Source organism: Shewanella sp. QJM3NY_23 (assembly GCF_056173105.1).
The window spans coordinates 1-13,870 of the sequence record NZ_JBWBUB010000002.1 but is presented as its reverse complement, the minus strand read 5'-3'; the positions used below and the strand labels follow the sequence as shown (position 1 = coordinate 13,870).

Annotated in this window: 15 protein-coding genes; 7 read left to right on the top strand and 8 right to left on the bottom strand. The window is 40.9% G+C overall.

Translation table 11 applies throughout. The features are described from left to right. The first annotated feature begins 1,251 nt into the window (after positions 1-1,251). From AC0VXX_RS18135 to AC0VXX_RS18125, 3 genes are all read left to right on the top strand, one after another. Positions 1,252-1,518, top strand: a complete 267-nt coding sequence (locus tag AC0VXX_RS18135) for a hypothetical protein (protein WP_475517078.1) — start codon at positions 1,252-1,254, stop codon at positions 1,516-1,518. Positions 1,519-1,755: 237 nt separating this feature from the next. Beyond that, complete coding sequence (locus AC0VXX_RS18130; RefSeq protein WP_475517077.1) at positions 1,756-2,382, top strand: recombinase family protein; 627 nt, start codon at positions 1,756-1,758, stop codon at positions 2,380-2,382. Between the two features lie 297 nt (positions 2,383-2,679). After that, the gene (locus AC0VXX_RS18125) at positions 2,680-3,231 is read left to right on the top strand and encodes a hypothetical protein (protein WP_475517076.1); all 552 of its coding nucleotides are present in this window, start codon (positions 2,680-2,682) and stop codon (positions 3,229-3,231) included. A gap of 242 nt (positions 3,232-3,473) precedes the next feature. Here AC0VXX_RS18125 and AC0VXX_RS18120 read toward each other — a convergent pair whose 3' ends face one another. Continuing rightward, complete coding sequence (locus AC0VXX_RS18120) at positions 3,474-4,016, bottom strand: helix-turn-helix domain-containing protein (protein WP_475517075.1); 543 nt, start codon at positions 4,014-4,016, stop codon at positions 3,474-3,476. Positions 4,017-5,706: 1,690 nt separating this feature from the next. Between AC0VXX_RS18120 and AC0VXX_RS18115 the strand changes: the two genes are divergently transcribed. Continuing rightward, on the top strand, positions 5,707-6,432 hold the full coding sequence (locus AC0VXX_RS18115) for a SinI family restriction endonuclease (protein WP_475517074.1): 726 nt from the start codon (positions 5,707-5,709) through the stop codon (positions 6,430-6,432). A 49-nt stretch (positions 6,433-6,481) separates the two neighbouring features. Here AC0VXX_RS18115 and AC0VXX_RS18110 read toward each other — a convergent pair whose 3' ends face one another. Beyond that, entirely contained in the window at positions 6,482-7,660 is a 1,179-nt protein-coding gene (locus AC0VXX_RS18110; RefSeq protein WP_475517087.1) for a DNA cytosine methyltransferase, read from the bottom strand. 140 nt (positions 7,661-7,800) lie between these two features. Further along, positions 7,801-8,139: a hypothetical protein gene (locus tag AC0VXX_RS18105; RefSeq protein ID WP_475517086.1), complete on the bottom strand. Its 339-nt coding sequence runs from the start codon at positions 8,137-8,139 to the stop codon at positions 7,801-7,803. A gap of 843 nt (positions 8,140-8,982) precedes the next feature. On the opposite strand from AC0VXX_RS18105, the gene AC0VXX_RS18100 reads away from it, so the two are divergent. Continuing rightward, positions 8,983-9,177: a hypothetical protein gene (locus AC0VXX_RS18100; protein WP_475517085.1), complete on the top strand. Its 195-nt coding sequence runs from the start codon at positions 8,983-8,985 to the stop codon at positions 9,175-9,177. A 28-nt stretch (positions 9,178-9,205) separates the two neighbouring features. Here the strand turns inward: AC0VXX_RS18100 and AC0VXX_RS18095 are convergent, their stop codons facing one another. Genes AC0VXX_RS18095 through AC0VXX_RS18080 form a run of 4 tightly spaced genes read right to left on the bottom strand, consistent with a single transcriptional unit; the run spans position 9,206 to position 11,423 of the window. Beyond that, a complete protein-coding gene (locus tag AC0VXX_RS18095) occupies positions 9,206-9,724 on the bottom strand; it encodes a metal-dependent hydrolase (protein ID WP_475517084.1) in 519 nt (172 codons plus the stop codon). Continuing rightward, entirely contained in the window at positions 9,711-9,953 is a 243-nt protein-coding gene (locus AC0VXX_RS18090) for a hypothetical protein (protein WP_475517083.1), read from the bottom strand. Before AC0VXX_RS18090 ends, AC0VXX_RS18095 begins: the two co-directional genes overlap by 14 nt. Next, the gene (locus AC0VXX_RS18085) at positions 9,950-10,696 is read right to left on the bottom strand and encodes a hypothetical protein (RefSeq protein WP_475517082.1); all 747 of its coding nucleotides are present in this window, start codon (positions 10,694-10,696) and stop codon (positions 9,950-9,952) included. The genes AC0VXX_RS18090 and AC0VXX_RS18085 overlap by 4 nt, the downstream gene beginning before the upstream one ends. Then, positions 10,686-11,423 (bottom strand): hypothetical protein, encoded by a 738-nt coding sequence (locus AC0VXX_RS18080; RefSeq protein ID WP_475517081.1) that lies wholly within the window; start codon positions 11,421-11,423, stop codon positions 10,686-10,688. The genes AC0VXX_RS18085 and AC0VXX_RS18080 overlap by 11 nt, the downstream gene beginning before the upstream one ends. A gap of 462 nt (positions 11,424-11,885) precedes the next feature. On the opposite strand from AC0VXX_RS18080, the gene AC0VXX_RS18075 reads away from it, so the two are divergent. Both AC0VXX_RS18075 and AC0VXX_RS18070 read left to right on the top strand, forming a co-directional pair. Continuing rightward, on the top strand, positions 11,886-12,662 hold the full coding sequence (locus tag AC0VXX_RS18075) for a ParA family protein (RefSeq protein WP_269374684.1): 777 nt from the start codon (positions 11,886-11,888) through the stop codon (positions 12,660-12,662). 17 nt (positions 12,663-12,679) lie between these two features. Next, entirely contained in the window at positions 12,680-12,982 is a 303-nt protein-coding gene (locus tag AC0VXX_RS18070; RefSeq protein WP_475517080.1) for a hypothetical protein, read from the top strand. Between the two features lie 24 nt (positions 12,983-13,006). Here the strand turns inward: AC0VXX_RS18070 and AC0VXX_RS18065 are convergent, their stop codons facing one another. After that, entirely contained in the window at positions 13,007-13,870 is an 864-nt protein-coding gene (locus tag AC0VXX_RS18065) for a RepB family plasmid replication initiator protein (protein WP_475517079.1), read from the bottom strand.

Genomic DNA, 13,870 nt, shown 5'->3' with positions numbered 1-13,870 from the left:
GATTATCCTTATACCGAACCCAGTTAGAGTACACCATGTTACCCAATTAGAATACACCTAATTGTCTGAGTTGCGATCTATCATCCTTGACGCATTTCTTAAGATAGTTTATTTGCTTTAATTCTCAACTTATCGGCGCTATTTGCGTCAAATTTATGCAACTGTTGTACTAATGGCGACATATTGGCCAGTTATTCCCTAACCCAATTAGCATACACCTAAAATTTTTACCTAACCCAATTAGAGTACACCTATGATTATTGTTTAAACTAAACTTGATGGTATTTGCAACACGGTTTACGACTATCACTACACTGTGAATAACGCTTGGGTAAGCGGTTACTGTCCATCGAACACATAAATACATAAGTCATTGTATTTATTTATTATGGTTGTGTTTTTGGCAAGTGTAGGTAACTATCACTACTAACCCAATTAACGTACACCAAAAACCCAATTAGAATACACTTCATACCCAGTTAGCGTACACCAAAAACCCAATTAGAATACACCGTTTACCCAATTAGCGTACACCTACTTCGGCTATAGCCCATATACACCAAGGTCTAGCGCGATTTTGGGATCTCTTTGGATCTATATTGGATCTATATAGGATCTATTATTGGATCTATTTCCATAAAAACTGTGGAAAAGTCATCTTCAGCGAAAAAATCAAAATCAAGTGCCAACCCCTCTCAGGGGCGTTGCCCCTGCCGGCCCTACCCGCGCTTCGCGCACCGGCACACCCCAAAATCTAAAGCGTTAATGCCTAGCCACTTCCTAGCTGCGCTAGGGGCTAGTTAAAAACAAGAACAAACCGCTGGGTTCGTTTTGCCTACGGCCTTTAAACACCATTTTAAATTGCTAGTGATCTAAGAGCAGTCGCTTCGCGACGGTCTAGCAGGAAAGATAAGTGAAATCGAAAGGCATACCTCATCATTTATAACTTTTTTGTATTGTGGTACCAGGTAAGCAAAAAACATTAAAAAACTATTTCCATAGGCGCTATGAGTATATGTAAAATAATTACATATTTTAATAAAAGGATAAATATGAACAACTTAGAATGTGCATTAGCAATACTACTTACTTTGGCCATTATGGATAATGATCGATTTCATATGCTTGTATCTATCATTAAATTTTGTGTTTTAATAATAATGCCGAGCTAAAAAATGACTAATAAAGTTGATTATGTAACACAATCATGTACATTTGATTGTGTTACGATTTCAAGTGGTGTAGGTCTTTATGTCAGAAGAAAAAGCAAAATACGAAACGAGTAATAATCACGGTGGTTATCGCCCTGGAGCTGGTCGTAAAACCAAATACGAGAAAACAGTCGTTATGCGCGTACCAGAAAAGTACCGCGATACCATTAAAGCCTTAATCGAACATCTGGATGAAACAGCGATGATCAATACTGATTACCCAGCGGCAGAGTCCGAACCGGTGTTTTTACGTTCGCTACAAGATAAGAAACAAGATATCAGCTTTAAGACTACGCCAAGAAAGTAGTTTTAATCTCGATTATCGCTTGATTTTGTAACTATATCAAGTAATCAATATACTGTTGCGGTATTCATGATCGTACAGAGATCCCCCGATCCAAAAATTTCCCTGGCAGACGCCTTAAAATGTTCACTAAAAACACCTAGTTTTGCTGCTTTATTGTTCGATAAAAGTCAATTTTGCGCTAAAATTAACTGTACGAAATAATTCAGACAAGCCCGAACACTGTTCCGAGGTAATACTATGGCAAATTACGCCTATCTAAGAGTTTCCACTGACGCACAAGATGTCGCTAATCAAAAGCATGGCATTCTTGAGTATGCCAACCAAAATGGGATCACCGGTTTAGAATTTATTGAAGATACTGTTAGCGGCAAAAAAAAATGGCGTGCGAGAAAACTCGGTGAATTATTGGCCACCTTACAAGCTAAAGATGTGATCGTATTTGCTGAAGTATCGCGTATGGCCAGAAGCACGTTACAGGTATTGGAGATTTTAGAGTTCTGCACCGAGCGTGACATTTACGTGTATATCGCCAAGCAAAAAATGGCGCTCGATGGTTCGATGCAGAGTCGGATCACCGCTACTGTTTTAGGTTTAGCCGCAGAAATTGAGCGCGAATTTATCTCTTTACGTACCAAAGAGGCATTAGCCGCTCGTAAAGCTGCCGGAATGACGCTAGGACGCCCGAAAGGTACTGCGGAACACACCAAGCTAGATAAGCACAGAAAAGCGATTGAGGGCTATTTAGATAAGAAGCTCAGTGTGAGATCCATAGCCAAGCTTATCGAAGAGCCGCCCACGACAGTCAACGACTACATCAAGCGTCATAATCTGAGAGATAGAGAACAGTTGGAATTGAGTGTTTAGATTGATTCGCGCTTGATTAATTCTGCTGGTCTTCTAGACTTTCAGTTCTTGAAACTCCTTTTCAAGACAATCCTTAAATGACAAAAAACTCGCCATTTCCTGCGAGTTTTTTTATTGCCTGTAATAGCTACTTTTTGGACATAAATGAGTTGGACGGTTTGTCTCACACAAAAGGTGAACGGCCCCGAGTCTTATGGATAAATTTCACCTAAGACTGTGGTCACACTGTAAGCTCTTGTCCATGCACAACTATTGGAAAGGGAGTATAACAACACTTTTGAAACAAAAGGTAGCGTCATGTCATCAGTAAAGATTACAACTTCAATCGTTCTCTTGAGTTTGTGCCTATTTATCCCTAATTCCTTCGCTAAGGAAAACCCGTTTAAATGGACCAAGCCTAATGTAACGGCTAACGGTGTCATTGGTGGAGCTTTAGGGGTGACTCAGGATGGATTAGATATGCTCATAGATGGAGGTGAAGCTACTGTTATTGACTATGGTTCTATTGACTACATGACCAGTAATTTTAAAGACGGTCCCATGTCAACTTTCAGAGTTATTTCATTCGCAGAGACAGAAAGGTGTAACGTAGTTGAAGAAATAGAGAACAATGTTCTTATGTATGTCGAAGGAACTGCTGTTAAATCCCTTAGACTTTGCTTTAAGATGAACGAAGATACCTATTGGGCCTATATGCCTATAACAGTAAAAGGCCGTGCCTTCGTAGTCGACAAGTTATTAACCATGCACAGTTTAGAAATTAATGGCCTTATCTTCAAGAATGAGGGGTTTAAGGTGGTCTATGATGCAGCAGAGAAGTTTACTAATGACGCTAGGCAGGCCCTGTAGTTAAGCGATGAAAGGTTCAGCATCCATACTTCCCGTTCGTAGTACAAAGCTTAGCTTTACTCACCTTGTCACGGAAGTGTCTGCACATAAGGTCGCTCTTTCACATCCATGTGTTCAGGACATTCGGACATCCTGTCCAGCACCCGGACAGGCAAAGCCCCCAGGCCAGCAGGTAACCCTAATTAGCTAAAAGTCTCTTACCGCTAACTTAGGGTTGACTCTGTAAAGTGGATTTCAGAAAACTAAATCTTTTTTATATTTAAATTGAGGCAGTTTATTGAATGAGTGTAATTGATGTCATAGCTAGGAAATACTCTAAGAACAAGTTGCATTGCTTCATCTATAACTTCTTGTTTATAATGTAAAAGAATGTTTATCTCTCGACTTCCACATTCTTCAACAACCTCTTCAGAAGAATCTATTGATGATATGATCATATCGATAGTATTTTTGACTTCATAACCATTTATCATCATTTCAATTGTATCTGAAGGCGATTGGAAGCCTATAGCGTTATCCTCTAAGCGTGAATATACAGCATCTGTTATTTCTACTGCAGTAGTATCACTTAAACCCTTACTGTTTTCGTTGTCTACAAGACCAAAAACCTCATTTAGTTTTAACCATGTATCATGACTTGGCTTGGCTTTATTGTTTTCATATCGCCCAGGCATAACATCAGAAATTCCAGCTTTTACAGCTACATCTTTAAGTGTTAAACCTATTGATTTTCTTGTAGATTTTAATTCTTCTGAAAAGTTTTCAGCATTAGGTGGTGGTAGCATTATCAACCTTCCGTTATTCATTGATTAATATGAAAGTACTATTCTGTACTCGTTGGTAAGTACTTTAAGTTGTTTTTTTTGATACTTGCAAGTATTATTTAATGCTTTTTTTGGTGATTAAGGTGTTGGCGAGTATCTTTTGGTGCCTTTTGATACTTATCGATACCTGTTTAAATGCTTGGGAGGGCTTGTTATAGTTTCCCTTATTCGTGTTGTTATAGTCTGCTCACCTGATTTAGAGGCCAAATTGAGTTTAATTTTACTTTCCGCAGCCCCATATCCCAGACATGAAGATATGCCCATACCCACCCGGACAGGCAAAGCCCCCAGGCCCGCAGGTAACCCTAAATTCGGCCTCGGCACTCCACAAATAAAGCTGCAAAATACAGCGTAAAAGCCACGCAGCTTCAATTGTTCCGCTGGTTTGTTCCACTCGTTTCAGAACGCTAAGGGGTTAAAGCACTAAGAGGCCCTTAGCGTACTGGCACTCGCTGCACAAATCGGCCTCATTTCCGCCACACCCGAAAGCCTTTACCTGCGGGCCTGGGGGCTTACGTTATCCCACCCATGGGCATATCTTCATGCCTCCGCCACGCCCGAAGCCATATGGGGCTGCTACCTCTGCGTATTCTGTAAGTTCGGTGGTTTTATTTTTGATTTTGTAACTTTTTCAAGATTATTAAAGGCAGAAAATAAAGCCTATTTTTCGCCTTTGTTCGGGGTAAAGGTGTTTTGATCGTTTATTCGTGCGCATTTGTGCGGAATAAACCTAATTAACACCGTTCATATTGAACGGCTTAAACGGTCGTTATTCTCGGTCAAAAGGTGGTTTTATATCTGAAATGAATAGTGGTACGTCAAATTTGACGTACCACATATGCTTTTGCCAGAGCCAGAGCCAGAGCCAGAGCCAGAGCCAGAGCCAGAGCCTCTTTCCCGCCCTTTTAAAAGGTGGTAAATAGGGGCGCTAAGGCAAGCCCCACCCAAAGCAAGGCCAGCCGCCACGCACACAACTATCTTTCTATCCCTTTTTCGCCCTCCGGCGCTCCACAAATAAAGCTGCAAAATAAAGCGTAAAAGCCACGCAGTTTCAATTGTTCCACTGGTTTGTTCCGTTCCTTCCCAGAACGCTAAGGGGTAAAGCATAGTAAGGCCCTTAGCGTACTGTGCCAGTCACTTCACAAAACGGGCTCAGTTTTGCCACACCCAATGCCTAGTGTTGCTCATTGTGTGCGTGGCGGCTGCCCTCTATTACCCACCCAGCTTGCCTTATCACTCCCTATTTACGCAGTTTGTTTCCCACCCAAATGTAAGATCAAAAGCGCGTTATCAAAGCAAAGGGTAAAACCAAAAGCAGAAATCAACAAAAGTACAGCGTGGTTACACCGCTGGCGTAAAGCATGCCTAGCGGCCACCGCATCCCCCGCCCTCCAATGCTGCGCCCCCTTTCAAAAGCTTTTATTAGGGGCACAGCAAGGGCGTGTAGCGGTTATGTTGCTTATATACGTTTTCGCTAATTCAAAACTGCTTATAAAAGCAACTTATTTGTTCGTATATCTCATTCATAATATATGGTACAAATACGGCTCATCTCATAAGTGTGTATTAATGTTGGTTTTTTTATGCTGATGACAAGGAGAACAGTACTATTACTGTTTATGCATTCGGTTCGTAATTTTAAGGATATTTTGTGAATTTTAATGAGGATGTAATTAGAGGTATAGCTACAGAGTATGCTCGACCAAACGATGAGAGATTTTTGGTTGATAGTTTTGTTGTTATTTGTAGTTTTCTGCATGCGAACCCGGATAGGTTATCACTATCAGCAACTAAAGCAGAAAAAGCCGCAGGCTTTATTCCATCGGTATGTGAACCTAGTACATTGCACAAGCTAGCACAAAAACATTTTAATGGTTATAGAAATAGTAATGTGCCAGCAGGTCCATCAACGATTCCAGATGAGGCTGTAAGTATTGTTTTAGAAGAAACTTATAGATACACACCTCAAGAAAGCGCTCGAATTAAAGTAGAGCACCAGCATTCTATGTTAGCTGAAAACTGCGTAGGCGGCTTATTAGAGCGATATATTAATAGCAAAATGTCTGGCAATAATTGGGTGTGGTGTTGTGGGGACTTCGTTAGGGCGATTGATTTTATTCATTACAATAATGAGACTAACTTATGGTCAGCACTGCAGGTTAAAAACAGAGACAACACGGAGAACTCATCGAGCAGCGCTATTAGGAATGGTACACCCATTGAAAAATGGCATCGTTCTTTTTCAAAGTCTACAGCAAGAAGTAGAGCTTTAAACTTTGTGAATTGGGATAATTTACCTCTAAGTATGCGTCATTATGGGCTTTCTGAAGCTGGGTTTAATGAATACATTAGAGCTTACATAAGAGCTAATCGATAGCAGTTATGAAGTAACACTTAATTAAGTGTTACTTCATTTACACAATGGTTTAAGCGAAAAGCTTTTTGTGCTTTTCTCTCCAGCTTGTGTCATTAGTACCTAGATATCTTGAATATTTAAACCCATCGTGAGGTTTGATTTCTTGAGCATTGTTATCTTGGTGCAGCAGCTTACCGATAGCATTTCCAAGCCCAATGGGTATTGCATTACCTATTTGTCGATATTTATCGACTGTTTTTCCTGCAAAAATCCAATCATCAGGGAATTGTTGAATCCTCGCATACTCCGCAACGCTAAGAGGGCGTAAATCTTCTGGATGAGCCAAGCTTGTTGCTGGCATTATTGGGCTCGTAACTAAAGTTGGAGCTGGTTTATCCCAAGGTACACGACGATAAAAACCGGTTTTACCACCTCCTGAATGATAAGATTTTCCCATTGCTTCTTCTATAAGATCTGCAGGTAAATGTTTCCAATATTCACCTGGTTTTAAGTATTTCAGATATTTTAGTCGTTTCTCTGGGAATTCAAATCGTTCTTTGTTTTTCTCGTCGCTTAAATCATTTATGACGCTGCGAGTATTTGTCCACTTAGGTAAATTGAACTCGCCATTTTCGGCGTGAGTAGGTGTTAGGTAGGGCAGTTTTCTACCGTTAGCTGCAGCAATAAGTATTACTCGCTCTCTTATTTGAGGTGTGCCAAAGTTTGCTGCGTTATACAAATTAAATGAAACACCATACCCTGCGTTTTCTAAAAACTTTATGATGTAAGCAAGTGCGCCACCGGCTTCTTCATCACTGCTTAAATCCGGGTACTCTTCGCCTCTTTTATTATGTGGTCTATGCTTTAATGGGGCAGAAAGTAAGCCTCTAACATTTTCAATTACAATGTATTTTGGACTTATTTCTGTCGCAATTTCTAAATATTTTAAGAATACGTTACCTCTTTCATCCTCAAATGATTTGCGTGCACCTGCTGTTGAAAATGCTTGGCAAGGAGGTCCTCCAACCACAAGATCCACTTTTTCACCGGGTTTAATTCCTGCAATATTTAGTATTTCTTCGGCATTATAATCACGTATATCACCGATAACAGGTAATTCAGGCTTGTTATTCTTGATGGTATTAATGCAGTGCTTGTTTACCTCGCATGCAAGAAGGGGCTCAAATCCAGCGGATTCAAGACCGAGATCAAGGCCTAAAGCGCCGCTGAAAAAGCTAATATATTTCATTACTATCTATCTGTCTGTCTTTTATCTTGCCGTATTTTATCGTCTATAGCAGCTCTGGTCCAGTCAAATATTATTTAATTTTAAACCATTGTTTTTATAGCGGGTTATCTAATTGAATTTAAATTGTTTTTACCTTTTTCTTAGATCCTGCTATTCACGGATTTTCTTAGGTATTCCTTGATTTCATCTGCTCTTTCAAACTCAACTTGAAAGCTACTATCTTGGTTAGTCTCTATCTCTGGGCTTTCATTATCACCGATATTTAATGCTTCTACTATCGTATAGCGACTATAGCTTTCGTCTTCCCTGTCACTCGCATCTGGATAATCTACCCACAAAATGTAATAAGTGCCGGCAACATTAAAGTAAAAGCTAGGGCAGATGTCATTGCGGTAACTTTTATCGGTTAAAAATGGGTAATCATCAACATTAAAGCCTAGGTTGAAATTATGACCAAACATTTCCTGATATAGCTTCATTTCAATAATTCTTTTAAGTAGAGTGTAGAGGTTATTATACTATAAAATAAGAAGTGTGAATGCTTTTTGTATAACAATTGTTATACTTTTAGCTCTACTGCACTTGCCACGTATAGGGTTATTTATTCAACAAAGCAATAGTAAAGTGGCAAAATAAAAAAACCAAGAAAACTTGGGTTTTATTTTCCCATAAAATGGGGAACGAAAATTTAGGTCTAAGTTAATCACCTGGTTTGTGATCATGTGGTTTTAAAGGCTTATGTTTATTTGGTGTGTTAGTACGTTGTCTTTTATCCGGCGTTCCATCATTATTTTCTCTTTTCGGTCCTGGTTTAATGAACATATGTATCCCCTTGTAATGGTTTAAGTTGTTTATTCACCTTTATAATAACCATTTTTGTACTAAAACATAGACTTAAAAATTTAAAAACTGTTGTATGGTTGTGGTTGTGGGTTTCAGAAGAGGCTCCTACCTTGATTTTGTAACTCTATCAAGATTTAGTAGGTATGTTTTTATCTCCAAGATCTTTAAATGTTCAGTTTCATGCAACTTAGCCAGTGGGTGCTTTAGGTCAGGGTGTTTTAGGTACCAATGAGCGCAGGTTAGAGTAAACTCATAGTTTTTGGGATCTAAGCTTAAGGCACAAATATTCATACAGATGTTGTCGTTAAGCAATTCGCAAATCTGACTGCAGGCCATAAGGCTTCCTTAAGGTGTAAATGTATTACAAAAGTAATATATTTAACTAGTTTGTAGTACGGGTTATTATTTTGAAAGGGTAAAAAGCGTAGCTACGTAGTCTTCGCAGCTAGTACCCTCTTTATCTCTTAATTAGGCTATTAATGTCCACTCAACAAATAGATTCAACTACCTTAGATTTTCTTTTAAAGCTCAGACGTGCAAAACAGTTAGATACGTTAGAAACCATGACTGAAGCATTAGAAAGAAAACATCCTCTTGCCAGTGATCAGGGCGCAATTGCGTTAACCTGGGTATTGCGTGAGAAAGAGATTAAAACCGGTACGTCATCCATTTAACATATCTGCATATTTGGCTATTGTAATATCACAATATTCTAAACCTATTCTGCTTCCACTCGTAAGCATCAATAACGCCATTGCCGTAGTAGCCTGCCCAATCGTAGAAGAACGGCATAAAGCCGGTATCGCCAATCAGCTTCATCAACATAATACATATCACTACCACGACAAAACTAATGCCGTACTCCACCGGGTCACCGGTTCTAAATCTGCCACCGAATAAATGAAATCGCCGGTCGCTGTAAGGCGAGAACGGCACGCCGGATACTGTCATGGCATCGGTGAGAATGTGCGAGAAACCACCCCAGGCAAAAGCGGCCGCTATGCCGTGGAAGTCGAATAGGAATGTGGTTGCCAGGGCAGCGGCTAACCAGTGGGTCAAAATATGGGTCACACCACGGTGTTTTATATGGCGGCCAGTAAGCTTTACTAGCCATTCCATCCAATCCGGCGCCGTGGCTCCGATAACAACTGGTGCCACATGAATAGGCGATATCACCGCGCAAATACTACCAGCAATGAGTGTGTGGTTAATCCACTTCATACCTAAAGCACCATTGCTGCTTATCCGGATGGTAAAGCAGGCTATCAACATTCAACGGGGCATTATTGTTATATTTGGCACGCTCTCTAGCTATATCCGTGAGTTCGCTTATGTCATCGATACAATCAAAACTACTTTCATAGCTATAAACAGCAATACCGGTACTAATCACGAATGCCAAAATAAAGGAGGCAGCTAGCACTCTGCCTATTCTTATCTTTGTATTCATTTATCACCTCTTCTCGTTTTGTGTTGATTAGGTAGTGCGGCTATTTGCTTTAGATACTGATTAAGTCCTGGTCCCTTTTGATCGTCACACATTGCCATTAATGCTAAGCGGTTTTCTACGGCCTCAGCGCTGTATTTGGTGATATCTCTTTGCGCGGCCGCGACCTTTTCCATCATTGTTACTTGCTCCGATGTTGGTGCAATACCGCGTTGTACCCGGGTTATCGCCCGCGCTTCTAATGCCATGTATAAGCCTATTTCTCGGTAAGCGTGATTACGGTTAGCCAGCGCTTGAGCAAAACCGGCGACAAACTTAGCAGTTTCGGTGCGGCGTTTGTATTCTCTGTCTCGAGAACGGCTGTCCTCAGTGCTAGACATCAACGGGATTTTTCCGACAACACCAATGTAATGCTCGCTTAAATCAGGCCATGAGCCGGAATCATACTGATCGCTGACTTGGCGATAACCAGCGACTAAATCAACATCAACTTTAAACTTGGACTTTTCCGGGTAGCAGTTAAGTACGTTTTGATAGATCCTATCTGGATCGATTTCTGGGGCTGGTAGCAATGACGGTATAGGATCTTGATATTGGGTATTGCCTTGTAGCCGTGGTAGTTCAAATGGTTTAACTTCTGGACCGAGCTCTTTTGGCTCTGTCCAGGGGTAATCTGTCGCGTTCGATTGCGCGCTCAAAAAATACACAGTTATCCACAGAATATGTGCATAACTTTTAATCTGCACGTGCCGCCCTCCGGCCTGTTCCTAACATTTGAAAACCACCTAGGACTAATGCTGCTTCCCAAACACCGGCGGCAGCAAAGCCGACAATTAACAGCCACATTAAAACCTTGGTTGCATCGTAACTGGCATCTGATTCTAATCGGGTACGTTGTGGCTGGCCGCGTTCGACAATTGGCCTTAGCGTTGCCGGTAAACGATTTTCGGAGCTAGTGCTGATTAACCAGAACTTTGAGGCGAGTACACATTGCCTCGCTATCTGCAGTTTACGTCCTGTTAGCCGGTGAGCGTCATCTAAAAAGAACAGTGTCTTGTTGTTGTGCAAATAGTTGCTTAAAGCTTCAGCTTTGCATTTTTGGCTGATGGCCACCCATTTTCGTGGTCTTCTATCTTCTTCTATCGCTGTATTTTGCTCGACTTCAGCCCACCAAGCTTCGACTTGAGGCGCATCAAGCCATTCACTTATTGGCTCTAAACCGCTTAGGTATAGTGGTTCTTCTTGAATTTTTGCCCCCCAGATCTCAGCCCAGTTTTCATGTAGCCGAGTGATCCAACGTGTTTTTCCTGAGTCATGTGCACCTTCAATTAAATGATTTTTTTGGCGCGAAAGGCTGGTTTCTTTACGGAGATTAGACGGGGCGAAGCGGCGTGGCGCATCAACGATGAGTGCGTGTTTGTAAGTGGCCCCATTAGATCGCGGCGCAGCAGTTTTCAGTTTTAAAAAGCGCATAATCAGCATCCTTGCCTGTGCGGTTAACGTTTGTGTTTTGTCGTACAAAAATCAAAAAAAATTGCGAAGCATAAGGGGGGACAAAAAACACCTATTTTAAATTTAGAGCATGGGTGCTGGGTGTGCCAATAAAAGGCTCATTTTTTTCGTGCAGTATTTTCATAAGGATCAAAGTAATTTCGCCCTGTAAGGACATAAGTATTGAAGACACCCTATAGAGAAGAAACAACTAAGGATTGAATGAATATCATAAAGTCGATACTTGAGTTCGTGATTACGTGTTTAGAGCTAGCCAAGTCAATACTAGAGATATATGAGCTATTACAGCCTTACATGACTTGATCACTTTCGTGCGAGGTCAAAAGTAATGGAGCTTGTTTTTTTAAAACAAGCTCCATTCGCTATAGCGTTAAAATTCTTTTTGTATTACATTTGTTCTACAAAAATAATGAGGGTTAGCTTGTGAAAACATTAGCGGTGATTAACCAAAAAGGCGGAGTCGGTAAGACTACTACCGTGATCAACTTGTCGGCGCAATTAGCCAGTGAAGGTAAACGTGTCTTGGTGATTGATTTAGATCCCCAGGCAAACTTAACCGTGGTGATGACCGGTGGCCAATATGAATTCGACACCTCAATCACTGACGTATTCGAATCTGCTAAAAAGCATCCTATCGTTAATGCCATTATCCCAGCAGTCAGTAATGGTGAGCCAATTGCTAATCTTTGTATTTGTCCGACTGATATCAGACTAAGCCGCGTTATCGAGCAAAGCCTGACTAAAGTACATCGTGAACGCATCTTACTTAAACAGCTTGAAAGCATCGCCAGTGACTTTGATGTAGTCGTGTTGGATTGCCCACCCAATTTAAGCCTAACTTCAGTGAACGCAATGATGGCCGCAGATCTGTTTTTAATTCCTGTTGACGGTGGTTCATTCTCGCTAAATGGTTTAGCCGATCTACTCGATGCGCTAGAAGAAGTAAAAGAAACCGATGATGTGAATTATGCCGTATTCCGTAATGAATACGCTAAAGCAAATAAGTTGATTAATAACTTCTTAGATGAACAGTTAAACGGCCTTGGAGACAAAGTATTAAAGTCAACGATTCGACGTTCGGAAGCCATTGGCCAAGCAAGTGTAAGTGGTGAAACCTTACTGAATTATCAGCCCAAGAGCTCAACCATTAGTGACTACCGCCAACTATCAAAAGAAGTCTACGCACTTCTAAATGTATAACAAAGGTAATACAAAATATGTCTAAACTGACAGGTGTTACTGCGTTAAGCAGACGTAATAAAGATAAGTCTCAACCAGAAAAAACGGAAGATAAGAAAATCACCACGGTTTCAACTCGCCGCAATGTCACCACCACAACGTCACCGGTACCAATTAGATTAACCGAGAACGACAAAGCGGAATTGAGTATCTGGCTGGAAGAGTTGCAATCGATGACAGGCAAAAAGATCACCACAGCAAAGTTAGTGCGCGGTCTGATTCATATGCGTGAAAAAATTAATGATAAGAAGCTAATTGAAGCGATAAAAGACGCTAGCTAGTTTGATTTTGTAACTTTATCAAGTCTAGACAGCAAGACTCGCTTCAAGCTTTTTGTAGCGTTGGTCAATTAGGTAGTATTGCTCGCCATTTCTGACAGCGAAACTGCCTTTAATGTAACCAATAGATTCTAACTTCTTAATGCCGGTTTTGATCTTACGGTTAGCTTCTTTCTTACAACTCTCAAGTCGCAAGCGCTCCCGTAAACGTTCAAAAGATACCGGGTGAGGGTTATTCGGTAATGAGGTAAAAAACAGGTACAAACACTGGGCGACTTCTGCCCGTGGTAACTTACTTAACACTCTTAAACTGACGAGTACCTGATAATCCAGGGTATATAGATCCCACAACGTTTCGTCGGCCATGAGTTCAACAACATCCGCTTCACCATCGTACATCGCGCGCAATAGCATACCGGTATGTACCGCTTTATCGGCATCTTTACGTCTAAAGGTCAGGCTTTGGCTCTGTATGCGCTCTAATGACTCGCCAATCTGTCTGCGTAAGTTCTTATCAAAGCGTCGACTTGGATAACCACAGTGTTTGGCAAACTCAGCAAATGACAGCTTAACCGTGTTAGAAGAATAGCCATACTGACTAAAGACTAAAACAATACCGCACCAGATCTTAAAATCCGTTTCGACATTTAAGCGTTGCCCTTTTACTTTTACCGTGTCGTAACCTTCTTTTTGGCAGAGCTCGAGGTGAACCAAGTCTTGGCTGAGATCCATGGATTTAAATTCAGCTGCATTGGTGCGGCGTCCAACAGGCGTAAACACGCCTGTTCTTAATAGAACATTAGGCTGTACGCTGGTCGCGCTATTGATTTGAAGTAGCTGACTATTGAGCGGTTCATGCTCAATTATTGAAGGCTTTTCTACTGAATCCAT